The following is a 24,082-nucleotide window of genomic DNA, read 5'->3' as shown; positions in this document are numbered from 1 at the left end:
CCGGCGTCCTGAGCGGGCCGCGCTGCCCCCGTTGTCAGCCGCCGACGACAACCTGGAGGTGCTGCTTGAGCTCGTCCGCGACCCGCTCGTGGTCTCCGCCGGCCGGGATGCGCCAGTCGGTGTCGATGTCCCGCTCATAGGCGAGCTCGGAGATGAAGCGGATGAGGTCGGGGGCCGGCAGGTACGTACGCATCGCGAAGCCACAGGATGAATGAGGCGGTTTCGTCGACCGTGGTCGAGCTTAGGGCGATCGTGTCGCGAGACTCATTGTCGGCGAATCCGTCGAACTCCTCTCCCTCCGCCGTCATCGCCCAGAAGGACAGGCGAACCGGGTGCCCGTCCTCCTGTCGGTAGCGGACCTCGGGGAAGGCGTCGTCGAGCGCCTGGCCGAAGTCGGCCAGATCCAGATTCCACCCTTGCGGGTTCTTCGCCGGCGCGTAGAGCAGATACGCGGTGTTGTACTCGTCGAAATCCATGGGCGTCTCCCTCTCGGCCACTGGACGTACTGCGATGCTCACTGACAGGCGGCCTGCAGTCCTCGCCGCCCCGCTACCGACGAGGGGACTTGCCTCGGTCCGGAGCCTCAGCACGAGTGCTCGTCTCTATCGGCGACTGTGGTGCCCCCGCCCGGCTCCAGGCGACCGTGGTGCGTCGGCGGGCGGCTTCGGCGACACGATTCGGAGCGGCGTTTCGGCCCGTGTGCTGGATGCGGGCGATGAGGACCCGAGCCGGCTGACGTGCCGTATCCAGTTCTCGCTGTGCAGCAGCTTCCTTAATGAGTTGGTGCGGCTTGTGGCCGAGGGCTTCGGCATCGGCTAGGAGAGCGGCGAGGGCGGGCCAGGTATCGTCCCCGAGAATGCGGTCCGCATGGTCAGGGACGGCCGCTCGAACATCGTGGGCAAGAACCCGACGGTTCTCCTCTCGCGGGCTACGAGCTCCGAGGTTGGCGAGCACCGGAGCAGCCGCCGTGTCCGCCGCAGCTTGGAGGTGGCTCTGAGCCTGGTAGGCGGCCTCCGCCTGCTGGGCGTGTCCCATGGCCTCGTGCCAGCGCTTCGCGATGATCGTGGCCCATACGAGGGCTGCTAGCAGAGCAGCCAATGCGCTGCCGTCTGGGCCTGTGGCCGTGTGCACGATGTCGCGTGCCGCAGAACGCACGGCGTGGGCGACGCGGTCTTCGGCACGGATTTTGGAGCGCTGAGCACGGGCGAACTCTCTGGCACCGGCGCGTAGGTCAGCCCTCAGCGGCATGGGAGCCATTTGCACTGTGGCTTCGAGCAATTCTCCGAGGGCGGCAATGTGCCCCTGGGCTTGCGATTCCGTATCGCCGTCGCCGTCGGTTCGGACGAGACCGACGTGGAGGGTGTCGAGCGCCTCGACGGCCTGCTGCCAGGGGGTGTCAGGGCGGGCGCGTCGGGCGGTGGGGTGTTCTTCCGGGGCGGTGCCCTCCAGGCGGGCCGCCAGCTTGGGCAGTGAGAGATCGGGGGCAATCCGTCCGCCTGGGTGGAAGATCTGCTCTCCGGCCTTGTTCAGGTCACCGGGTCGACCGACCGCGTAGCCGAGCAGATCACCGGTCGGCCCTCGCCTAAGCTTCACGGCCACGCCCTGAGCTTCGAGGTAAGCGAGGAGCTCTTCCGCATCTCGGGCGTGCGGGATGGCGGCCCGGACCGAGTCTTCGAGCCACTGCCGGCTGGTCTGCTCCCAGCCCATGCGCTCGCTCTTGTGCATCTCGCCTTGGCTGGGTCGGCGGCCGGCGGTGCGATCCCCCTTTTTCAGCTGCCGAAGTCCGTAGTCCTTCTCGATCTCTCGGCAGACATCGCCGACACGGACCCCGCTGTCGTGCAGCTTGGGTCGGCGGCCGTCCTCGCGGACGGTGGTGGCGAGGATATGGATGTGGTCGTCAGCGTGGCGTACGGCGACCCAGCGGCAGGCCAGGTCGTCGCCGGGTGGGGCGATGCCGGCGGCTTCGACGACGCGCCGGGCTATCTCGCCCCACTCGACGTCGGAGAGGTAGCGGTCTTCAGGGGCCGCCCGCACGGGGCAGTGCCACACGTGATCGGTAACCTTGCGCCCGAACTCACCGTTCCGCAGGCACACGGGCTCATCGAGGTAGCGGGCGAGTTCGATCAGAGTGGCACTCTCGTCGCGACCGGGGTCGGGCATGCCGAGCATCGCGAAGCCCGCGACGATGTGCGGGTCCAAGTGCTCGTCCTGGCGGCCAGGGCCGTAGAGGTAGGCGAGCAGTCCCCGGGTGTTGGAACCGGCCGGCTTTATAGCGGCGATCATGCGGCTGCTTCCTCCCCTTCCACCGGGCCGGCGGGGTCGCGCAGGGTCTCGGCGATCAGCTCCAGCAGCATCTGGAGTTCAACGAGGTGCTGGCGGATGTCGGGTGGGGTGAGGTCGCTGTTCAAGGCACGAGCGATCTGGTTGATGTTCACGCCGATGCGGTTGAGCTGGCGCAGCACCTGGGCGCGGAAGTGCTGGGTGCGGCGACGGTCCTCGGAGAGGGGCAAGTTTGCGGTGAACCGTCCGCTGATGAAGGCGACGACCACGTCGGCAGCGAAGCCGCCCTCGCCCTTGTAGCCGTGCTCGGCGGTAGCTACCTCAAGTGCGGAGAGCTCGTCGACGGTGAAGCGCAGAGGGCCGATGCGCTGGTCACGTTTGTCACCGGTGAAGCGGCGGATCGTAGGCTGCACGCTCTTCACGACGGGCTCGCCGGCAGCGGTCGTGGCATCGCGAATGGGGCGGAGGATCTCGCGCTGTGCGGTGTGAAGCGTGTCCAGGTCGCGGCCGCCCTCGGCCTCGACCTCACGGTTCGGCGCCCCCTGGTGCCGGGCCGTCTCCGCCGCCCCCGGGGCGGAGACCCCCGAAGACCGACCTTGAGTCGGACTCGGGGTACTACTGGCTCCGCCAGGGGCCGTCCGTCCGAACGCCCGCCGCAGACGTCCCAGCAGCGTTGGGGAGTGCGACGACCCAGGTGTCTCAGCGTCCGTGTCTTCAGGCGGGTGCTCGTCGTGCGTCAAGAAAGCTGCTCCAGGTACGGCCGGCAGGCTGAGCGGGGATGCCTGCCCGGCAAGGTCGTCGTGCTGTCCACAGGGTGTGGAGATTGGCTGGGCGGTTGGCCGTCTGCTCGGGTGACCGGAAGGGTTCCGGTCACCCGAGCAGGCGGCGGTCAGCGCTTGGAGACCTCGATCCCGGCGGCTTCTAGTTCCGGCCGAAGCAGTTCCATCACCTCGGTCTGCCGCTCACTGCCGATCGTCAGGTCCCGGTCCTTCACTGCCGCTCGGAGCAGGCCGCGGGTGAGTTTGCCGTGCTGGTGACCGGCGGCCCGGCCGATATCCGCCAGCTCCGCGATGGTCGCCTTCGCCGGACGGCCACCGCTCGGTTTGCCCTCCGGAACCTGTGCCGCGGGTTCCGTCCGCTCACCGCCGGCGGCTCGTGAACCGGCAGAAGCGGCGTCTGGCAGGTGGCTGTGACTGAAGTCGCCGACCGCTTGCTCCGGCGTCTGTACGGAACCGGTGTTCGGAGAGTCGTCGGACGGTGCGACGAGCTGGTGGATCTGTCGCATGAGGACGCCGAAGGCGACCATCGCGGCGGCCGGAGGGACGGCGGCGACCACGTAGTCGAGGAACGGGACAGTGTGGGCGGTGCCCGTGCCGCTGACCCCGGCGACGTTCAGCGCTATGGAGCCGACCGATCCGACGGCGGTCACGGCGATCGCCCACGGGTCCGTGACGCGGCGCAGTGCCGCGCGCAGCATGAGCAGTTCGCCCGCGACGATGAACGCGTCCAGGGTGGCGGGCCAGGCCCAGCGGCGAATGGGCGACGCCCCGAGCCCGTGCTGGCCGGCGACGTCAGCCAGGTGCGCGTAGGAGAGCCAGAACGCTCCGGCGGTCAGGGCGACGATGACGATGCCGGCCGCGCCGAGCGCGAACTGCTCGGCGTCAGCCTTCCTGTTCGGTCGCCCTTCGCTGGGGACTTCATCGTGCGGCTGTGGGGCTTGCGTGAGGGGCGGAGTGGTCAAGCGGAGGGCTCCTGGGGGTAGTGGTGTGCGGCGTCTTTGCCGTCTCGGCCGTTGCACGTGCAGGTCAGGGCGGGACGGCAGCTCTCCTGATGTGCCGTCCCGGCGGGTGCTGGCGTCCCGAGTCGGGACAAGAACGCGGTGCCTTCGGGACGGGCCTTGCTTGGATCGGTGTGTCCCCTGAAGGGACGGCTGCGCAGCACTGTCCGTCCCGGTAGGCAGGGCTGTGAGCTGCGGCGATACGGCATGGACGCCTGGGACGTGGCAAGACGGATTTCGGCAACGTCTCCGGCGGGCATCACGCCTGGAAACGCCTGCGTTGCCGTCTTGCCCCTGGCTGACGTCTTGCCGGTGCGCTGTCTGACCTGCGAGATCACGGCAGGGACGGTAAGTACGGCAACCAGGAGCCGCGGATCAGCTCTCGCTGCGACGGGCGTCGACTGGGTGGACGGCCGGACAGTACCGCCGCCACGCGTCGAGGAACTTGTGGCGCATGTAGCCCTTGCGCTGAGACCGGTCGGCCATGCGTACATTGCCGGGCCGGATGTCGTAATCGCGCAGCATCGCGCCGAGTTCGCGGGCGGTCAGGCCGTAGCGCCCTCGCTCTCCCCACGGGGCTTCGGCGTCCGCGTTCAGGTAGTGCAGAAGATCCTCGGTGGAGAGGCTGTCCGCCTCCCTCTGGGCGAAGAAGACCCGACGGATGTCGGCGAGGATGCGCGCCCCACTGGGGTGGTCCTCTTCTGCCGCCACCTCGGCAGCGACCATCCGCGCGCAGGCGATCCGCGCCAGCCGGGGCCAGCGACCACCCGCCAGGTCAGCGACGATCACCAAGGGCTCCCATGTGTCGGCGGCGCGGTCTTCGACCGGCATGTTCGGCTCCAGGTTCGCGGCGTCTTCCAGCAGCGGCCTGGCCAGTGCGTGGATGCGGTCGCGCAGCTCGTGCAGGGCCGGGATGTCCCGGCGGGAGCGGAAGGGCTTGACCTTCTCACCCTCGGCCCGGCGCCGCATTCGGATGACCACCGACCGGTCCATGACCGTGTCCGGCAAGTCCCCGATTCCCGCGATGGCCGCCATCGCGAAGGTGGCGAACTTGTGCGGGGTGTGATCATTGCCGACGACCCGGGTGACGTACCGCCCCCGCTGATGGCCGGCGTTGAGCAGGCCGCGCGTCTCCTCGTTCTTCTCCGCGACCTTGGGGCCGAAGATGGTGTCGGCCTCGTCCACCAGCAACGTCGGCGGCTCGTCCTCGTGGATCGAGCGGAAGATGGCCGCCGGTGTGGTGTTGATGGTGAGCATGGGCTCGTGGACCGTCTCGGTCAGCACGTCCAGCAACCGCGACTTGCCGCAGCGCTTCGCTGGCCCCACCACTGCCAACCGAGGGGCGTGCTGCCACGCCGGCTGGAGATGTGTCGCTGCCACCCACAGAGTGATCGCGTCCAGTGCCTCAGAGGAGGGCGGGATCACGAACCGGGCTATCTGCGAGCGCAGCTCGTCCAGAGCCTTCGAGCCGACCGTCGGCTCAGCGTCGGGCATGGCCTCCAGGCCGATCGCCGGGTCCGCCTCGTTGGCGCTGTCATCGGCCGTACCGTCGCTCGGGTCCACCCTGCCGTCGGCCTGCGCGGGACTCAGGTGGGCGCCGGGCCGGCCGGGGATGGCTGTGGCGGGCCAGGCCGCTCGTGCGGGGGCGGAATAGGACTCGGGGTTCTCGGGTTGCACTGGGCGGCTCCTCGTCTGACGGTTTCGGGTTTGCACACCCCTGCCGCCGGGTCGGTTCTCACGGGATTGCTGGGGAGTCTCGGGGCCTCCGGCGTTGCACCGCCGGAGGCTCCCCCTCTTCTCGCGGGTCTCTCGGCACCGCGAGCGACCACGGACAGTACGTCCACGCCGTGCCACAGTCCAGCATTTCTGTGTCAGCTCAGCGCAGAACCATCTGCTACGCGTCAGGCGCTTCACGCTGCCAGCCCCAGCAGGGCCAACAAGTCTGCGGTCACCACCCGGTAGGCGTTTCCGAGACGGAGCACCTTGCACGGGTACTGGCCACGCTTGGCGAGCTCGTACCCCTTGCTCCTCCCCAGCCCCAGCGCCCGATTGCCCGTCTCCAGGTCAACGGCTGCGGGAAGCTCAAGGAGCTCCTCGCGGCTCATCCCCTTCGCTCGGCCGGCCTCTTCCTTCTCGCGCATGCGTGCTCCATCCATGACTGAGCCCACGGCGAACGCGCCCATCGCGTCCGTCTCCAGGTCTTGGAATCAACGCTAAGCGAGCTACTGTGTCTAAATGACACAACGCCGTAGCGATCCTGGATCCAAGAAGGTCGACGACGAGGACGACGTCCCGGAGTGGGTGGATCAGGTCATGGCCACCGTGGCCGCCGAAGTCCGCAGACGACGGAAGGAACTGGGTTGGAGTGCACAGGACTTGGCCGACAAGTGCGAGGAGATCGGCCACCCGATCCCCCGCAACGTCATCGCCAACATGGAGTCCGGACGCCGCTCCAACCTGCCCTTGGTCGACGTCATCGTCCTGGCCGAAGCGCTCAACACCCCGCCCATCTGCCTCGTCTACCCGGTCGGCTACGTCGACGACGTGCAGCGACTCCCGCTTCAGCACCCCACCACTTCGCTGGACGCGCTGCGCCGCTTCACCGGGGAGGAGACCGACCTCGGCACGGACGACGACATGCTCCGCTACTTCCGCGCCCACCACGCTGCCGAGGAGCAACTACGGAAGGCGCGCCGCGACGAGGACCACGCGCGCTACCACGCCGAGACCGCCCCGAACGCCGACCGTAAAGCCGAGGCCCTCCGCTCTCAGGCCCGTGCCGCCGAGACAGCCGACGACGCCGCCAGCAGCTTGCGCAGAATCCGCGCCTTCATCCGGCAAGAGGGCGTCACGCCCCCGTCCTTGTGGCCCGATGTGGCCACCGCGATCGACTCATCCGGGGGCGATCCCGATACCACCGAGGAGAATGATCTTTGAAGGGTTCCACCTACCGCCGCTGCTCCTGCCGCGACCCGAAGACCGGCAAGGAACTCGGCACCTCCTGCCCCAAGCGCAACAGCAGAAACCACTGCACCTACTCCGTACGCCAGGAGCTCTCGCCCCGCGAGGACGGCAGTCGGCGCTCCTTCGCCCGAGGCGGGTACAGCAGCCTGAAGGCGGCCCAGGCCGACCTCGACCACGTGCGCGCCCTCCTCGGGCTGGCCGAGTCGGACGACCCCGAGGGCACCGAACTCATCGCCGAGATGCTGGCCGAGGTCAGCCGCGAGCGGTCACCTCTGCCCGAGGTCGAGGAGACGAGGCGGCGTCTCAACTCCGGCCAGGACCTCCTCGGCAGCCTGACCGTGGCCGAGTGGCTCGACCGGTGGCTGGCCGGCAAGCGCATACGCAAGTCCGGTCTCAACCGCTACGAGACCGACATCCGCGTGCACCTGAAGCCTCGCATCGGAAGCCGCCGACTGGACCGGCTCCGCGTGAGCCACCTCAGCGAGATGTTCACCGACATCCGCGACGCCAACGCCCAGATCCTGGAGGACAACGCTCAACGGCGCGCCGCACTCGACGAGTTGGCGACCATACCGTGGAAGGGCGGGGAGAATCGCGCCCGCCGGAAGACGATGAAGACCGCGATCGATGAGATGCCGCCCTTCCGCCGCGTCACCGGTCCCGCCACGCGCCAGCACGTCAAGGCCACCCTCCGTGCGGCCCTGAACGACGCGATCGGGCAGCAGATCATCACCTTCAACCCCGCCGCCCACGTCGAGATCGATCCCGTGCGCAAGCCGAAGGCGCTCGTGTGGACGGACGAGCGGGTCGCCAAGTGGGAGCAGACGGGCGAGAAGCCGTCGCCGGTGATGGTCTGGACGCCGCAGCAGACAGGCGCGTTCCTCGACTTCGTCGCCGAAGACCGGCTGTACGCGATGTGGCACCTGATCGCCTTCCGCGGCCTGCGCCGTGGCGAGGCGTGCGGGCAGCCGTGGTCGGAGACGAACTTCGACACGCACGCCCTGACCGTCTCCTCCCAACTCGTGCAGGACGGCTGGGGGGTCGAGGCGTCCGGTCCCAAGACGGACAGCGGGTATCGCGTGGTCGCGCTCGACGACGACACCGTGGACGTCCTGAAGCGGCACCGTGCGCGGCAGGAGGCCGACCGCCAGGAGTGGGGCGCCGCCTGGGTCGAGACGGGGCACGTCTTCACCCAGGAGGACGGGTCCTGGCTCCACCCGGGCAAGGTGACCGATCTCTTCGAGCGTCTCGTCGCCGCATCCGGACTTCCGCCGATCCGTCTGCACGACCTCCGCCACGGCGCCGCCACCCTGATGCTCGCCGCTGACATCGACATCAAGATCGTGTCGGACACCCTCGGTCACAGTGATACCCGGATCACTCGGGACATCTACCAGAGCGTCCTGCCCCAGGTCGGGAGGAGCGCCGCCGAGGCGACCGCGAAGCTGGTCCCCCTTCAGCGGAAGGCCGAGGCCGAGAAGGCGGCACGCAAGGCCGCGAAGAAGGAGAAGGCCAAGAAGGCTGCGGCCAAGAACGCCGGCAAGGCGAAGGGCGGCAAGCCGAAGACCAAGGCGAACGCCCCGGGCAAGGGCGCCAAGAAGCCCAAGCGCGGCAAGTCCCAGAAGTAGGTTCCCGGGCGGCTCCGCTCACGCATCGCTCACGCAGGCAAAGTCACGGCAACCCGGCCGTGAGACCCGTCATGCCCCGAGCAACAGAAAACCCCAGGTCACGGGCTATGTGACCTGGGGTTTGATGGAGCCGCCTTCGGGATTCGAACCCGAGACCTACGCATTACGAGTGCGTTGCTCTGGCCATCTGAGCTAAGGCGGCATGCCGACTGCACCATGGTGCGATCAGCGACGTCGGTAAGTCTACACAGTTTCCAAGGGTGGTTCGTACCGGCCCCGGGGGCGGGCCGGAGGGGCCGTCTCCGGCCCGCCCCCGGGGTGGCCGCACCGGCTATGAGCAGCGCTTTCCGTCCTTGGGCGGGGTGCCGTCGAGCAGGTAGGTGTTGATCGCGGAGTCGATGCAGGCGCTGCCGCGGCCGTAGGCGGTGTGGCCGTCGCCGTCGTAGGTGAGGAGACGGGCCGAGGAGAGCTGGCCGGCCAGTCCCTCGGCCCAGCGGTACGGGGTCGCCGGGTCCCGGGTGGTGCCGACGACGACGATCGGGGCGGCGCCCCTCGCCTCGATGCGCTGCGCCTCGCCAGTGGCCTTCACCGGCCAGTACGCGCAGTTCAGCGAGGCCCACGCGAGGCCCTCGCCGAAGACCGGTGAGGCCTTCTCGAAGTCGGGGAGCGCCCGTCGCACGTCGTCGGGGGACTCGAAGGCGGGTGGGAGGTCGAGGCAGTTCACCGCCGCGTTGGCGAACATCAGGTTGCTGTACTCGCCGTCGGCGTCACGTTCGTAGTAGCTGTCGGAGAGGAAGAGGAGTCCGGCGCCGTCGTTCTCCTTCATCGCCGACGTCAGCGCCTCGCGCAGCTGCGGCCAGGCGCCCTCGTCGTACATGGCGGCGATCACGCCGATCGTCGCGAGCGACTCGGTGAGCCGGCGGCCGTCGGCGTCCCCGGTGGGGGCGGGACGGGTGTCGAGCTCGTCGAAGAACGCCTTCAGGTTCTTGCCCGCCTGCCCGGAGCTGGTGCCCGCGCCGCCGAGGGGGCAGTCGCTCTGCCGGACGCAGTCCTCGGCGAAGGCGGTGAACGCCGTGTCGAAGCCCTGCGTCTGTTCGAGGTTGAGCCGCCGCGCGGGCAGTGAGGGGTCCATCGCGCCGTCCAGGACGAGGCGGCCCGCACGGTCCGGGAAGAGTCCGGCGTACGTCGCGCCGAGGAAGGTGCCGTAGGAGGCGCCGACGTAGTTCAGCTTCTCGTCGCCCAGCGCGGCCCGCACGATGTCCATGTCCCGGGCCGCCTCGACGGTGGACACATGGCGCAGCAGCTTCGGCGCGTCCGCCCCGCAGCCCTCGGCGAACTTCTTGTACGAGGCGACCAGCGTGCCGGTCTCCTTCTCGTCGTCCGGCGTGATGTCCGTCCGGGTGTACGCGTCCATCTCCGGCCCGTCCAGGCACTCGACGGGTTCGCTGCGGGCGACGCCGCGCGGGTCGACGGCCACCATGTCGTAGCGGGCCCGCACATTCTCCGGGTAGCCGATCGCCGCGTACGCCTGGAGGTAGCCGATCGCCGAGCCGCCGGGGCCGCCGGGGTTGACCAGCAGTGAGCCCAGCCGCTTCCCCGGGCCGGTGGCCTTCTTGCGGGCGACGGCGAGGCGGACGTCACCCGCGGCCGGTTCGGCGTAGTCGAGCGGAGCCTTCAGCGTGGCGCACTGGAAGCCGGCGACGCCGCAGTCGCGCCAGGCCGGTTTCTGCTCGTGGTATCGCGTGAGGGCCGCGGGCGTGGAGCCGGGCAGAGGAGCGAGGGCCGCCCTCTCCTCCTTCGCCGCTGCCGAGCCGGCCGTACTGCTCGCGGTGCTCTCGGAGGAACAGCCCGGGATCAGCAGTGCGGCGGCGGCGAGCAGGGCGGCTCCGGTACGGGTCCTGCGGTGGGGGCGCCTTGTGTGCATGCAGCGAGGGTAACTGTGAGCGACGCGATGAGTGCTCTGCGCGCACGCGGTGCCTCGTACGAGTGACCGTGCCGGCACGGCCGGGCGGTGGGCCGTGGTGGCGTCAGCCGGCTCTGAGGGCCATCGTCATCGCCTCCACCGCGAGCAGCGGAGCCACGTTGCGGTCCAGGGCCTCGCCGCATGCCGCGATCGCCTCGATGCGGCGCAGGGTGGACTCCGGGGTACTGCCGCGGGCCAGGCGGTCCAGCGCTTCCCCGGCCTCCGCGTTGGCGATGGCGACGCGGGAGCCGAGCTGGAGGGCGAGGACATCGCGGTAGAAACCGGTGAGGTCGCTCAGGGCGACGTCGAGGCTGTCGCGCTGGGTGCGCGTTCTGCGCCGCTTCTGCGTGTCCTCGAGTTCCTTGACGACGCCCGCCGTACCCCGCGGCAGGCGTCCGCCCTGGGCCGCGCCCAGCGCCGCCTTCAGCTCCTCGGTCTCCTTGCCGTCCATCTCCTCGGCGAGCTGCTTGGCGTCCTCGGCGGCCGCGTCGACGAGTTCCTGGGCGGCCTTGAGCGCACCGCCGATGTCCTCGACGCGCAGGGGCAGTTTCAGCACGGAGGCCCGGCGGGCACGGGCGGCGGGATCGGTGGCCAGGCGGCGGGCCCGGTCGACATGGCCCTGGGTGGCGCGGGCGACGGCGTCGGCCATCTCGGGCTCGATGCCCTCACGTCGTACCAGCATGTCGGCGACGGCGGCCACCGAGGGCGTACTCAGATTGAGGTGGCGGCAGCGGGAGCGGATCGTCGGCAGGACGTCCTCGGTGGAGGGCGCGCACAGCAGCCACACGGTGCGGGGGGCCGGTTCCTCCACGGCCTTGAGCACGGCGTTCGCCGACTTCTCGTTCAGCCGCTCGGCGTCCTCGACCAGGATCACCTGCCAACGGCCGTTCGCCGGGGCGGTGAAGGACTTGCGGACGGTGTCGCGCATGGCCTCGACGAGGATCTGGGCGCCGACGGCGGCGATCGAGCTGACGTCGGCGTGGGTGCCGACCAGCGCCGTGTGGCAGCCGTCGCAGAATCCGCAGCCGGGGATCCCGCCGAGGGCGCGGTCGGGGCTGACGCACTGGAGCGCGGCGGCGAAGGCACGCGCCGTCTGGTTGCGTCCCGCGCCGGGCGGGCCGGTGAACAGCCAGGCGTGCGTCATCGTCGACGCCTCGGGCGGGGGCGCGCCGGTCGCCGCGGCGGTGACGAGCGCGTCGGCGTCCCGGGCGGCCGCGGCGAGCTGCTCGCTCACCCGCCGCTGCCCGACGAGGTCGTCCCATACGGTCATGGGTCAGCCCGCCCTTCCGTCGTCTCCGTCACGTCGTCTCCGTCACGTCCTGTCCCGCGTCCTGTCCGCGGACGGGCCCGCGGAGCGCCCTTGGGTGTCCCGCGGCTTCCATTGTGCGGGCGGGCACTGACACAGCCGTGCCCGCCCGGATCCGCGGCCCGGCCGGGTCAGCGCCCTCGGCCACCCTTGCCACCGTCGTCGCCCTGCTCCTCGTCGTGCGGGCCCAGCAGTTCGTCGGCCAGGGTCGGCAGGTCGTCCAGCGGGGTCTCCTCGGCCCAGTCCGACCGCTTGCGGCGGCGCGGGTCACGTGCGGGGTCGACCTGCGGCAGCTCGCGGGTGCGGTCCACCGGGCCGTCGGACCCATCGGACCCGTCGGCCGCGCCGGAGCGGTCCGCGGGCCCCTGCTCGTCGTCACGCACCGGCGGCAACACGGCCGTCTCGTCCGCCGCGCCCGGGGGCACGGCGGGCAGTACCGCCGTCTCGTCGGTCGCGCCCGGCGGGACCTGCGGCTGGGGAAGCTCGGTCGTCACCTCCGCCTCGGACATCCCGGGCCGCCCGGACCGCCGCCCGGCGGCCTCGTCCGGCACCCTCGGCAGCACGGCCGTCTCGTCCACCGGGCCGCCCGACGCGTTCCCCGGCGCGACCACCGGCGTCGGCACGGTCAGCGCTTCGTCGGCCTGCGGCCGGCCGGCCTCGGGGCCGGAGGGCCGTGCGGCCCCGGGGCCGCCGGTCGCCGTGGGCTTCGGCTTCGGCCCCGCCTCCGCCGCGGCAGCGGCCTGCTCGGCCACCCGCCGGGCCTCCTCCGCGCGCAGCAGCGCCTCCTCGGCCTTGCGCTGCTTCTCCAGTCGCTGCGCCTCGGCCTCCGCGCGCAGCCGCGCCTCCTCCTCGGCCTGCTTGCGGCGGCGCTCCTCCTCGGCCTTGCGGCGGGCCTCCTCCTCCGCGCGCGCCTTCTCCTCGGCGAGCAGCCGCAGCCGCTCCTCCTCGGCACGCCGGCGCGCTTCCTCGGCACGCTGCCGGGCCTCCTCGGCCTGCCGCTCGGCCTCGCGTCGCTGTGCTTCCTCCAGCTCGCGCTGCTTGCGCTCCTCCTCCTCGGCGCGCAGCCGCGCCAGCTGCTCCTGGCGCTCGCGCTCGAGGCGCTCCTCCTCGGCCTTGCGGGCCGCTTCCTCCTCGGCCTTGCGGCGGGCCTCCTCCTCGGCCTTGCGGCGGGCCTCCTCGCGGGCCCGGATCTCGGCCTCGGACAGCGGCAGCACCTGGTCGAGCCGGTGCCGGATCACCGTGGTGACCGACTCCGGCTCCTGGCCGGCGTCGACGACGAGATAGCGGCCGGGGTCGGCGGCGGCGAGCGTGAGGAAACCGGCCCGCACGCGGGCGTGGAACTCGGCGGGCTCCGACTCCAGCCGGTCCGGTGCCTCGGTGAAGCGCTCCCGCGCGGTCTCCGGCGCCACGTCCAGCAGCACGGTCAGGTTCGGGACCAGGCCGTCGGTCGCCCAGCGGTTGATGCGGGCGATCTCGGTCGGCGACAGATCACGTCCGGCACCCTGGTAGGCGACGGAGGAGTCGATGTACCGGTCGGAGAGGACGACCGCGCCGCGCTCCAGGGCGGGCCGTACGACGGTGTCGATGTGCTCCGCACGGTCCGCGGCGTACAGCAGCGCCTCCGCGCGGTGCGAGAGTCCGGCGCTGGAGACGTCCAGCAGGATGGACCGCAGCCGCTTGCCGACCGGGGTCGCTCCGGGCTCGCGGGTGAGGACGACCTCGTGCCCCTTGGCCCGGATCCACTCGGCGAGGGCCTCGGCCTGGGTGGACTTCCCGGCGCCGTCGCCGCCCTCCAGGGCGATGAAGAAGCCGGCGCCGGCCGGTGCCTGGCCGGGGTCGTCGCCGCCGAGGAGCGCGTCGCGCAGATCCTGACGGAGCGGCACCCCGGAACGGTCGTCGACCTTGGCCAGTACCAGCGCGGCCAGCGGCAGCAGCAGTGCGCCGACCAGCATCAGCGTGAAGGCGGCACCGCCGTGTGCGAAGACGAACCGGCCGTTCTCCAGCCGGTGCGGTCCGATGCCCGCGGCGACCAGCGGGGCGATCACCGCGCCGAGCGCCACCAGGACCCGTACCACCGCGTGCAGGTGCTCGGTCGTACGGACCCGGCGCTGGTCCTCGGTCTCCTGGTCGAGCAGGGTGTGCCCGGTGTTGGCGGCGACGCCCGCACCGATACCGGCCAGCCCCGTGATCAGCAGCACGCTGGTGACGTCCGGTACGAGTCCGGCGGCCAGCAGCGCGACGCCGGTGAAGGCGAGGGCGAGGGCGAGCAGCCGGCGCCTGGACAGGGCGGGCAGCAGGGCCGGCGCCGTCCGGATGCCGACGACGACACCGCCGGTCAGCGCGCCCACCAGCAGGCCGAAGAGCACGGGGCCGCCGCCCAGGTCCTTGGCGTGCAGCACCGACACGGCGACGGCGGCCGACACCGCGGCGCCGACGGCCGCGGACGCGAGCACCAGCAGCGGCATCGCACCGGTGCGGCCCTTGTCGGCGCCGGCGGCGCTCCTGGGGCGCCGCAGACCCTCCAGCGGGGACCGCGGGCGCGGGGTGCGTGTGCCCGGCAGTTGCAGGAAGGTGACCACGGACAGCGAGGCGGCGAAGAGTCCGGCCGCGACGTACGAGGCGAGGGCGGCCTGGTGTTCGTCGAACCAGTCGATGCCCGTGCCCAGCAGATTGTTGAGGAGGGCCGCGACGACGAGCGCGACAGCCGCGAGCGGTATCGCCACGAAGCTCGTACGCAGCGACAGACGGCGCAGCGCGTCCATGTGGTCGGGCAGCGGCCGGACGGTCGCGCCCTCCGGCGGAGGTGCGGGCAGCAGGGCGGGTGCGGCACTCTCCCGGCACACCGTCCAGAACCGCTCGGCCACTCCGGTCACGAAGGCGGTGACGAGCAGGAGGGCCAGTGCGTTGTCGGGTGTCCAGTCGATCCACAGGGGCGCCACGATGAGCAGCGCGGCGCGCACTCCATCGGCGCCGACCATGGTCCAGCGGCGGTCCAGCGGCCCGTCCTGCGAGGTGAGCGAGGTGAGCGGGCCGAGCAGGACGGCACCGAACAGCAGCGTCGCGAGGACCCGCACCCCGAAAACGGTCGCCACTGCGAACGCCACACCCCGGTAGCCGCCGCCGAACGACTGTTCGGCGACGGCCGATTGCAGGGTGAGGAGGACCAGCACCAGGAGGGCGAGGACGTCACCGACCCCGCCCACCAGTTGCGCGCTCCACAGCCGTTTCAGCTGCGGTCGGCGCAGCAGTGCGCGGACCGCGCGCTCGCGGGAGTCCGCGACCAGGGCGTCGTCGGGGGCCGGTTGAGGGGCCGTTGGCTGGTCGGCTCGCGTCATGCGTTCAGCCTATCGGCCCGCGCCGACAGCCCGGCGCGACGCGCCTGACATGCCCACGCCCCGACACCGAAGTGTTGCCGGAGCGTTCGCATTCCGAACGCGGGCGAAGGCCCGGCCGCCCGGCCCGAAGACGGGCCGCACCACCTCAGGAGAGACGGCGGCACCGGAAGAGGCACCGCCGTCACCCGGGGAAGGCGTCAGTCCTCCGCGCCGTTCGAGGCGGTCGCCTTCTTGGCGGCGGTCTTCTTCGCCGTCGTCTTCTTCGCGGTCGTGGTCTTCTTCGCCGCGGTCTTCTTGGCGGCCGTCGCCTTCTTGGCCGGTGCCTTCTTGGCCGCGGTCTTCTTGACGGCCTTCTTCGCCGTCTTCTTGGCGGGGCTCTTCGCCCGCTTCTCGGCGAGCAGCTCGAACCCGCGCTCCGGGGTGATCTCCTCGACGCTGTCGCCGGAGCGCAGCGTCGCGTTGGTCTCCCCGTCGGTGACGTACGGGCCGAAGCGGCCGTCCTTCACCACGACCGGCTTCTCGCTGACCGGGTCGGTGCCCAGCTCCTTCAACGGCGGCTTGGCCGCCGCCCGGCCACGCTGCTTGGGCTGGGCGTAGATCGCCAGCGCCTCCTCCAGCGTGATCGTGAAGAGCTGCTCCTCGGCCTGCAGCGACCGCGAGTCGGTGCCCTTCTTCAGATACGGCCCGTAGCGGCCGTTCTGGGCGGTGATCTCCTGACCCTCGGCGTCCACGCCGACCACCCGGGGCAGCGACATCAGCTTCAGCGCGTCGTCCAGGGTCACCGTGTCCAGGGACATCGACTTGAAGAGGGAGGCCGTGCGCGGCTTGACCGCGTTCTTGCCGGTCTTCGGGGTGCCCTCGGGGAGGATCTCCGTGACGTACGGGCCGTAGCGGCCGTCTTTGGCGACGATCGCGTGCCCGGTCGCCGGGTCGGTACCCAGCTCGAAGTCGCCGCTCGGCTTGGCGAGCAGTTCCTCGGCGAGTTCGACGGTCAGCTCGTCGGGCGCCAGGTCCTCGGGGACGTCGGCGCGCTGATGCTGCTCGCTGTCCTTCTCGCCGCGCTCCACGTAGGGGCCGTAGCGGCCGACCCGCAGCACGATGCCGTCGCCGACCGGGAACGACGACACCTCGCGCGCGTCGATCGCGCCCAGGTCCGTCACCAGTTCCTTCAGGCCGCCCAGGTGGTCGCCGTCGCCGTTGCCCGCGTCGGCCGCGTCGCCGTTGGCGCCGCCCACGCCGAAGTAGAACCGCTTCAGCCACGGCACGGCGCGCGCCTCACCCCGCGCGATGCGGTCGAGGTCGTCCTCCATCCGGGCCGTGAAGTCGTAGTCGACCAGCCTGCCGAAGTGCTTCTCCAGCAGGTTGACCACGGCGAACGAGAGGAAGGACGGCACCAGGGCCGTGCCCTTCTTGAAGACGTAGCCGCGGTCGAGAATCGTGCCGATGATCGACGCGTACGTCGACGGGCGGCCGATCTCGCGCTCCTCCAGCTCCTTGACCAGCGATGCCTCGGTGTAGCGGGCCGGGGGCTTGGTGGCATGCCCGTCGACCGTGATCTCCTCGGCGGTCATGGCGTCGCCCTCGGCGACCTGCGGCAGCCGGCGCTCACGGTCGTCGAGCTCGGCGTTCGGGTCGTCGGCGCCCTCGACGTACGCCTTCAGGAAGCCGTGGAAGGTGATCGTCTTGCCGGACGCGCTGAACTCGGCGTCCCGGCCGTCGGCCGCCGCGCCGCCGATCTTCACGGTGACGGAGTTGCCGCTGGCGTCCTTCATCTGCGAGGCGACGGTCCGCTTCCAGATCAGTTCGTACAGCTTGAACTGGTCACCCGTCAGCCCGGTCTCCGCCGGTGTGCGGAAACGGTCCCCCGAGGGGCGGATCGCCTCGTGCGCCTCCTGCGCGTTCTTGACCTTGCCCGCGTAGGTGCGCGGCTGCGGGGGCAGGTAGTCGGCGCCGTACAGCTGCGTGACCTGGGCGCGGGCGGCGGCGACCGCCGTCTCGCTCAGGGTCGTCGAGTCCGTACGCATATAAGTGATGTAGCCGTTCTCGTACAGCTTCTGCGCGACCTGCATGGTGGCCTTCGCGCCGAAGCCGAGCTTGCGGCTCGCCTCCTGCTGCAGGGTCGTCGTGCGGAACGGGGCGTACGGCGAGCGGCGGTACGGCTTGGACTCGACGGAACGCACGGCGAACCGCGTGTTCTCCAGCGCGGCGGCGAGCGCACGGGCGTTCGCCTCGTCGAGGTGGAGGGTGTTCGCGCTCTTCAGCTGTCCCAGGGAGTCGAAGTCGCGGCCCTGCGCGACCCGCCGCCCGTCGACGCTCTGCAGGCGGGCGACCAGCGACGAGGGGTCCGAGGCGTCACCGGGTCGGCCGGTCGCGAAGGTGCCCGTCAGGTCCCAGTACTCGGCGGAACGGAAAGCCCTGCGCTCGCGTTCCCGCTCCACCACGAGCCGGGTCGCGACGGACTGCACGCGGCCGGCGGACAGCCGGGGCATGACCTTCTTCCACAGGACCGGCGAGACCTCGTAGCCGTAGAGACGGTCGAGGATGCGGCGGGTCTCCTGGGCGTCGACCAGCTTCTGGTTGAGCTCGCGCGGGTTGGCGACGGCCTCGCGGATCGCTTCCTTGGTGATCTCGTGGAACACCATCCGCTTGACCGGGATCTTCGGCTTCAGCACTTCCTGCAGGTGCCACGCGATGGCCTCGCCCTCGCGGTCCTCATCGGTGGCGAGGAAGAGTTCGTCGGACTCCTTGAGCAGGTCCTTGAGCTTCTTGACCTGGGCACGCTTGTCCGCGTTGACCACATAGATCGGCTGGAAGTCGTGGTCGACGTCCACACCGAGGCGGCGGACCTCGCCGGTGTACTTCTCGGGCACTTCCGCGGCGCCGTTGGGAAGGTCGCGAATATGCCCGACGCTCGCCTCGACGATGTAGCCAGGGCCGAGATAGCCCTTGATCGTCTTCGCCTTGGCAGGCGACTCGACGATGACGAGTCGGCGGCCGCCGTTCGCGGTCTCGCTGGTCGGGGACAACTTCGCTCTTCTCTCCGGTCGACGCTGGGGCCTCCCCAGGAGATCGATCTCCCCGGGTCGGGTCATGGTGACGCTGCGGAGTGTGACGGTACATCCCGCCCTCGTGTCAAACGGGAAAAGCCCGCAACGGCCACTCGAACGGTAACCCGACTACCACCGTTCCTGCCGCCCGGAGTGTCCAGACTGCACCCGCCCTTATGCGGAGCGCGACCTACCGGTTACCGGGCGCGTCCACGGCCCCGAGCCCGTCACAGGCGGGTGAAGCACCATGCGCCCAGGGCCAGGGCGGTCACCGCGGCGAGTCCGGCGACGGTGACCGATGCGACGGGGCTCACATCCTGGGCGACCGGCCGGTGCTGCCGTGCGCGGGTCACCGTCCAGGCCAGCAACGCGGTCCCGAACAGGCAGAACACCATCCCCGCGAAGACCGCCGGTCCGCTCTCCATGATCGCCCGAGTCCCTCTTTCCGTCCGCTTGCCGACCGCCGGTACCGGCCCTGGCGTGACGCTGCCACGCCCGGACGGCGCACCGGCGAACCGGAGGTGAACGCGGGGGCTACGGGGTGCCGCGACTCGGCCGGAAGCGGCCGGGCCGCCCCGCTGAAGAAAATTCCGGATCGCTGTGACCGGATCGCTGTGAAAGGGATCGGCGGGCGACCGGTGCGGGAGTGACCGATGTGACCGGAGTGCACCGTGCCCCCTGGGACACCCGCGGCCCGCCGCGGGTGTCCCAGGGGGCACAGGCCGTCGCTCGCGCGTTCCGGCTCAGCCGGCCGGCTCCAGGAAACCCTGTTCCACCAGCAGCCGGATCTGGGCCGGCGTACGGTCGCGCAGCAGCACGGGGTCCTCGCCGAGGAGCTGGGCGATGGCGTCCAGAATCCGGCCCGCGCTCATGGTGCCGTCGCACACACCCGCGAAACCCGCGCCGATCGTGTCCACCCGGGTGGCCCGGCGCATCCCCCGGTTCTGCCGCAGGACGACATGCTCCGGGTCCTCCGCGCCGGGCAGCCCGACCTGCTCCTGCACGACCTCCGCGGCCAGCTCGAAGCGTGCCTCGAGCAGCGCCGCGTCGTCGTGCGCGCGCAGATAGTCGAGCCGGTCGAAGTGTGCCCGGATCGTCTCGCCGAGCGGCTGCTCGACCGGGTGCGGCCACTCCTCGGCGGTGACCGACCCGGCGGCGGCCCCCGACTTGCGCAGCGTGATCCAGCCGAAGCCGACCGCCTTCACCTTGCGGGCTTCGAACTCGTCCAGCCACGCGTCGTAGCGCGCCCGGTACTCGGCCGGGTCCCCGCGGTGGTCGCCCGCGTCCCGCAGCCACAGCTCGGCGTACTGGGTGATGTCCTGCACCTCGCGCTGCACGATCCAGGCGTCGCACCCGCGGGGCACCCATGACGTCAGCCGGTCCTGCCAGTCCTCCCCTTCGACGTGCTGCCAGTTGGCGAGGAACTGTGCGAACCCGCCCTCGCGCAGCCGTTCCCCCGCCTCCTGAACGATCGTGCGGCACAGATCGTCCCCGCCCATCCCGCCGTCGCGGTAGGTGAGCCGCGCCCCCGGCGAGATCACGAAGGGCGGGTTGGACACGATCAGGTCGTACCTCTCGTCGTCCCGGACCGGCGTGAACAGCGACCCCTCGCGCAGATCGGCGGCCGGGGCGCCCGACAGCGCCAGGGTGAGCGCGGTGATGTGCAGCGCGCGCGGGTTCACGTCGGTGGCGGTCACGCGGGTGGCGTGCCGGGCGGCGTGCAGCGCCTGGATGCCGGAGCCGGTGCCGAGATCGAGCGCGCAGGACACGGGCGTACGGACGGTGATGCCGGCCAGGGTCGTGGAGGCACCGCCGACGCCGAGCACCACGCCCTCGTCCCGGCTGCCGATGCCACCGGCGCCGCCGACCGCGCAGCCGAGGTCGGACACGATGAACCAGTCCTCGCCGTCCGGCCCGCCGTACGGCCGGACGTCCACCGTGGCGGTGACCTCGTCCGCGCCGGCACGCGTCAGCCACCCGGCCTCCACGCAGACGTCGACGGGCAGGACGTCCGCCACACGGGCGTGCGGCACGGGCTGCTGAAGCAGAAACAGCCGTACGAGCGTCTCCAGCGGGCTGTCCCCGCGGGTGGCCCGGAGGGCGGGCACGGTCTCGCTGCGGGCCAGCGCGGTGTAGGCGGGGGCGCCGAGCAGTTCGAGCAGTCCATCGGCGGTGAAGGCGGCTCCGAGCAGGGCGTCCCGCAACCGGGCGGCGGCTTCGGGACGGTCGGACGAGGGCAGGGGCGGCAGGCTGGCGTCACTCACGCCCCCATTGTGTCCGCCGTACCCGCCCCGCGCGCCCCGCGGGCCCTGCCGCGGGGCGCGAGACGGCCGCGCGCCGGCCTCGCGCCGGCCTCGCGGCCCTGTCGTGGCGTCAGCTCTTGGTGGCCCCCGCCGACGCGGTGGCCGTCTGGCAGCTGGCCTGCCGCGACATCGCCTCGCCGACATCGCCCTCCTCCAGGGCGCTGAGCGCGTTGTTGCCGCTCTTGCTCAGTTTCTCCAGCTCCGCGGCGATGTCCTTGAGACCGTCCGCGAACTCCGCCTGGTCGTCGGTGTCGAGGCCGTCGACCTGCTTCTTCAGTGAGGCGTAGGAGGCGGAGATGCCGTTGAGCTCCTTGACCGCGTCCGTCTGCTTCTTCTCGCCGTTCTCGACGTCCGGCGGACCGGCCTTGTTCACCGCGCCACCGATGGCCCTGTAGGCGTCGGACATGTCCTGGAAGGCCTTCGAGTCGGCCTTCTGGACCGCTTGTGGAGTGCTGTTGTCCGAGGTCTCCTTCTGGATCGCGGCGTTGGCCGACTTGATCTTCGCGGCCTGCGGCTTCACCGAGTCGCAGACCTCCTTCGCCCAGGCGTCGAGCTTCTCGTTGCCGTCGTCGCCGCCGCATCCCGTCAGCGCCAGTACCAGTACCGCACCGCCGGACAGTGCGACCGCGAGCTTCTTGTTCACCGGATTGGTCCCTTCCATGGCTCTCGGCCCCGGAACATACACGCCAGACGGACTACACCCACCCGCCGGGCGTCCGTGAAGACACTTTTGAAGCCATTTGCACCAAGCGAGAGAAGGCTCACGGAAGAGGCGCGGGAGCCGTGGTGAGGGCGGGCGGCGCGTCAATACGCGCCGCCCGCCCTCACCCTGACCCGGTGTTCGCTGTCCGCTGCTAGGAAACCACCGCCGGGTCGGGCGACTTGGGTTCCGGATCGGAATCGTCCTCGTCGCCCACGGCGATCCCGCGACGCTTGGACACGTACACCGCGCCGACGATCACGAGCAGTGAGAGGACCGCGATGAGCACCCTCATCCCGACGCTCTCGTCGGGACCGTAGGAGAACTTGATGACCGCGGGCGCGATGAGCAGCGCCACCAGGTTCATCACCTTGAGCAAGGGGTTGATCGCGGGTCCCGCGGTGTCCTTGAAGGGGTCGCCGACGGTGTCGCCGATGACGGTGGCCGCGTGGGCGTCACTGCCCTTGCCGCCGTGGTGGCCGTCCTCGACGAGTTTCTTGGCGTTGTCCCAGGCGCCACCGGAGTTGGCGAGAAACACCGCCATCAGTGTGCCCGCGCCGATCGCGCCCGCGAGGAAGGCGCCCAGCGGGCCGACGCCGAGGGTGAACCCGATGAAGACGGGCGCCATCACGGCGAGCAGTCCGGGCGTGGCGAGTTCGCGCAGGGCGTCCCTGGTGCAGATGTCGACGACCTTGCCGTACTCCGGTTTCTCGCTGTAGTCCATGATTCCGGGCTTCTCACGGAACTGCCGCCGCACCTCGTAGACCACCGAACCCGCCGACCGCGACACCGCGTTGATCGCCAGCCCCGAGAAGAGGAAGACGACCGCCGCACCCGCGATCAGACCGACGAGGTTGTTGGGCTGGGAGATGTCCATCATCAGGCTCAGGGGAGCGCCCTCGCCGCTGAGCCGCTCCCCCACGTCCCGCGCGCCGGTCGTGATGGCGTCCCGGTAGGAACCGAACAGCGCCGCCGCCGCCAGTACGGCCGTGGCGATGGCGATGCCCTTGGTGATGGCCTTGGTGGTGTTGCCGACCGCGTCCAGGTCGGTGAGCACCTGGGCGCCCGCGCCCTCGACGTCGCCGGACATCTCGGCGATGCCCTGCGCGTTGTCGGAGACCGGCCCGAAGGTGTCCATGGCGACGATCACACCGACCGTGGTGAGCAGTCCGGTGCCGGCCAGCGCCACCGCGAACAGCGCCAGCATGATCGACGTACCCCCGAGCAGGAACGCCCCGTACACACCGAGCCCGATCAACAGGGCGGTGTAGACGGCGGATTCCAGACCGAGGGAGACACCGGCGAGTACGACCGTGGCCGGTCCGGTGAGCGAGGTCTTGCCGATGTCCCGGACGGGACGCCGGGTGGTCTCGGTGAAGTAGCCGGTGAGCTGCTGGATCAGGGCGGCGAGCAGGATGCCGATGCCCACCGCGACGACCGCGAGGATCCGCGGATCGCCGCTCTTGGCCTGGATCGCCGCATCGGTGACACCGTCGAGATCGGCGTACGACGACGGCAGGTAGACGAACACGGCGAGCGCCACCAGGACGAGGGAGACCACCGCGGAGATGAAGAACCCCCGGTTGATCGCGCTCATACCGCTGCGGTCGGACCGCCTCGGCGCCACGGCGAAGATGCCGATCATGGCGGTGAGTACACCGATCGCGGGGACCAGGAGCGGGAACGCCAGTCCGGCGTCGCCGAACGCCGCCGAACCAAGGATCAGCGCGGCCACCAGCGTCACGGCGTACGACTCGAAGAGGTCGGCCGCCATGCCCGCGCAGTCGCCGACGTTGTCGCCCACGTTGTCGGCGATGGTCGCGGCATTGCGCGGATCGTCCTCCGGAATGCCCTGCTCGACCTTGCCGACCAGGTCGGCGCCGACGTCGGCGGCCTTGGTGAAGATGCCGCCGCCGACTCGCATGAACATCGCGATCAGCGCGGCACCGAGGCCGAACCCCTCGAGCACCTTCGGCGCGTCGGCCGCGTACACCAGCACCACGCAGGAGGCGCCCAGCAGGCCGAGGCCCACGGTGAACATGCCGACGACGCCGCCCGTACGAAAAGCGATCTTCATCGCTTTGTGCGAGACGGCGGTGAGATCCTTTTCCGGCTCGCCCTCCGCCGGGGTGGCTTCGCGCGCCGCTGCCGCGACCCGCACATTGGTGCGCACGGCGAGCCACATACCGATATAGCCGGTGGCCGCCGAGAACGCCGCTCCGATCAAGAAGAACACCGATCGTCCGGCACGCTGATTCCAGTCGTCCGCCGGCAGCAGCATGAGCAGGAAGAACACGGCCACGGCGAATACGCCGAGGGTGCGCAGCTGGCGTCCCAGATAGGCGTTGGCCCCTTCCTGGATCGCTGCGGCGATCTCCTTCATGCTGTCGGTGCCCTCGCCGGCCGCGAGTACCTGGCGCACCAGGGCTCCCGCGACCACGAGCGCCGCCAGCGCGACGACTCCGATGGCCACCACGAGCAGGCGGTTGCCGTCGGTGAGCACGGCGGCTGCGAGGGATGTGGTCTGGCCCGACTGATGTGGGATGAAAAGCCCCGCCATTCGTCCTCCTTGACGCTTGGGCTGAGCTCAAGATGTGGACGGGATTGTAGGTACCCGGAACCTGATCAAAACAGAGCGCGGGAAATGTAAATGTCCTGCATCCACTCTTCCCGATGATCGTCGGACGGCCGGCCCTCCGAAATCGGTAATGCCTTCGAGCCATTCACGTGATCGAATTTCCTGACCGCGGACCGATCGTGAACGAATTCACGCGATCTT

17 protein-coding genes and 1 tRNA gene are annotated in these 24,082 nt (G+C 70.7%); 2 read left to right on the top strand and 16 right to left on the bottom strand.

The features are described from left to right. Window positions 1-34: 34 nt before the first annotated feature. The 7 genes from HTV45_RS19920 to HTV45_RS19890 form a co-directional block, all read right to left on the bottom strand. Entirely contained in the window at window positions 35-193 is a 159-nt protein-coding gene (locus HTV45_RS19920) for a hypothetical protein (protein WP_215207170.1), read from the bottom strand. After that, window positions 135-476: a hypothetical protein gene (locus tag HTV45_RS19915; protein WP_215207169.1), complete on the bottom strand. Its 342-nt coding sequence runs from the start codon at window positions 474-476 to the stop codon at window positions 135-137. The genes HTV45_RS19920 and HTV45_RS19915 overlap by 59 nt, the downstream gene beginning before the upstream one ends. Window positions 477-549: 73 nt before the next feature. After that, window positions 550-2,283, bottom strand: a complete 1,734-nt coding sequence (locus tag HTV45_RS19910; RefSeq protein WP_215207168.1) for a relaxase/mobilization nuclease domain-containing protein — start codon at window positions 2,281-2,283, stop codon at window positions 550-552. Continuing rightward, window positions 2,280-2,693, bottom strand: a complete 414-nt coding sequence (locus HTV45_RS35050) for a MobC family plasmid mobilization relaxosome protein (protein ID WP_308309714.1) — start codon at window positions 2,691-2,693, stop codon at window positions 2,280-2,282. The genes HTV45_RS19910 and HTV45_RS35050 overlap by 4 nt, the downstream gene beginning before the upstream one ends. A 476-nt stretch (window positions 2,694-3,169) precedes the next feature. Next, entirely contained in the window at window positions 3,170-4,021 is an 852-nt protein-coding gene (locus HTV45_RS19900) for a DUF2637 domain-containing protein (protein WP_215207166.1), read from the bottom strand. A 411-nt stretch (window positions 4,022-4,432) separates the two neighbouring features. Then, window positions 4,433-5,734, bottom strand: coding sequence for a DUF3631 domain-containing protein (locus HTV45_RS19895; RefSeq protein ID WP_215207165.1), 1,302 nt, complete (start codon window positions 5,732-5,734; stop codon window positions 4,433-4,435). A 233-nt stretch (window positions 5,735-5,967) separates the two neighbouring features. Further along, window positions 5,968-6,198, bottom strand: coding sequence for a hypothetical protein (locus HTV45_RS19890; RefSeq protein ID WP_215207164.1), 231 nt, complete (start codon window positions 6,196-6,198; stop codon window positions 5,968-5,970). Window positions 6,199-6,292: 94 nt separating this feature from the next. On the opposite strand from HTV45_RS19890, the gene HTV45_RS19885 reads away from it, so the two are divergent. Both HTV45_RS19885 and HTV45_RS19880 read left to right on the top strand, forming a co-directional pair. Next, complete coding sequence (locus HTV45_RS19885) at window positions 6,293-6,994, top strand: helix-turn-helix domain-containing protein (RefSeq protein WP_215207163.1); 702 nt, start codon at window positions 6,293-6,295, stop codon at window positions 6,992-6,994. Next, window positions 6,991-8,649, top strand: a complete 1,659-nt coding sequence (locus HTV45_RS19880; protein ID WP_215207162.1) for a site-specific integrase — start codon at window positions 6,991-6,993, stop codon at window positions 8,647-8,649. Before HTV45_RS19885 ends, HTV45_RS19880 begins: the two co-directional genes overlap by 4 nt. 125 nt (window positions 8,650-8,774) lie before the next feature. Here HTV45_RS19880 and HTV45_RS19875 read toward each other — a convergent pair. The 9 genes from HTV45_RS19875 to HTV45_RS19835 all read right to left on the bottom strand — a co-directional run bounded on the left by HTV45_RS19875 (window position 8,775) and on the right by HTV45_RS19835 (window position 23,863). Next, window positions 8,775-8,851 (bottom strand) — tRNA-Thr (locus HTV45_RS19875). Between the two features lie 129 nt (window positions 8,852-8,980). Beyond that, window positions 8,981-10,573 (bottom strand): alpha/beta hydrolase, encoded by a 1,593-nt coding sequence (locus HTV45_RS19870; RefSeq protein ID WP_215207161.1) that lies wholly within the window; start codon window positions 10,571-10,573, stop codon window positions 8,981-8,983. Between the two features lie 103 nt (window positions 10,574-10,676). Then, window positions 10,677-11,882: a DNA polymerase III subunit delta' gene (locus HTV45_RS19865; RefSeq protein ID WP_215207160.1), complete on the bottom strand. Its 1,206-nt coding sequence runs from the start codon at window positions 11,880-11,882 to the stop codon at window positions 10,677-10,679. A gap of 167 nt (window positions 11,883-12,049) precedes the next feature. Beyond that, window positions 12,050-15,253: a dTMP kinase gene (gene tmk / locus HTV45_RS19860; RefSeq protein WP_215207159.1), complete on the bottom strand. Its 3,204-nt coding sequence runs from the start codon at window positions 15,251-15,253 to the stop codon at window positions 12,050-12,052. A 197-nt stretch (window positions 15,254-15,450) separates the two neighbouring features. After that, window positions 15,451-18,279, bottom strand: a complete 2,829-nt coding sequence (gene topA / locus HTV45_RS19855; RefSeq protein WP_215207158.1) for a type I DNA topoisomerase — start codon at window positions 18,277-18,279, stop codon at window positions 15,451-15,453. A 248-nt stretch (window positions 18,280-18,527) separates the two neighbouring features. Continuing rightward, complete coding sequence (locus tag HTV45_RS19850; RefSeq protein ID WP_215207157.1) at window positions 18,528-18,725, bottom strand: hypothetical protein; 198 nt, start codon at window positions 18,723-18,725, stop codon at window positions 18,528-18,530. A 318-nt stretch (window positions 18,726-19,043) separates the two neighbouring features. Further along, window positions 19,044-20,564, bottom strand: a complete 1,521-nt coding sequence (locus tag HTV45_RS19845) for a class I SAM-dependent methyltransferase (RefSeq protein ID WP_215207156.1) — start codon at window positions 20,562-20,564, stop codon at window positions 19,044-19,046. A gap of 109 nt (window positions 20,565-20,673) precedes the next feature. Beyond that, on the bottom strand, window positions 20,674-21,264 hold the full coding sequence (locus tag HTV45_RS19840; protein WP_215207155.1) for a small secreted protein: 591 nt from the start codon (window positions 21,262-21,264) through the stop codon (window positions 20,674-20,676). Between the two features lie 193 nt (window positions 21,265-21,457). Beyond that, a complete protein-coding gene (locus HTV45_RS19835) occupies window positions 21,458-23,863 on the bottom strand; it encodes a sodium-translocating pyrophosphatase (protein WP_215207154.1) in 2,406 nt (801 codons plus the stop codon). Between the last annotated feature and the right edge of the window lie 219 nt (window positions 23,864-24,082).

Origin of the sequence: Streptomyces sp. CHD11 (assembly GCF_018638295.1) — a bacterium.
Lineage (GTDB): Bacteria > Actinomycetota > Actinomycetes > Streptomycetales > Streptomycetaceae > Streptomyces.
Note: the sequence above shows the minus strand (reverse complement) of the source record. Positions and strands in the feature narration are given on the sequence as shown.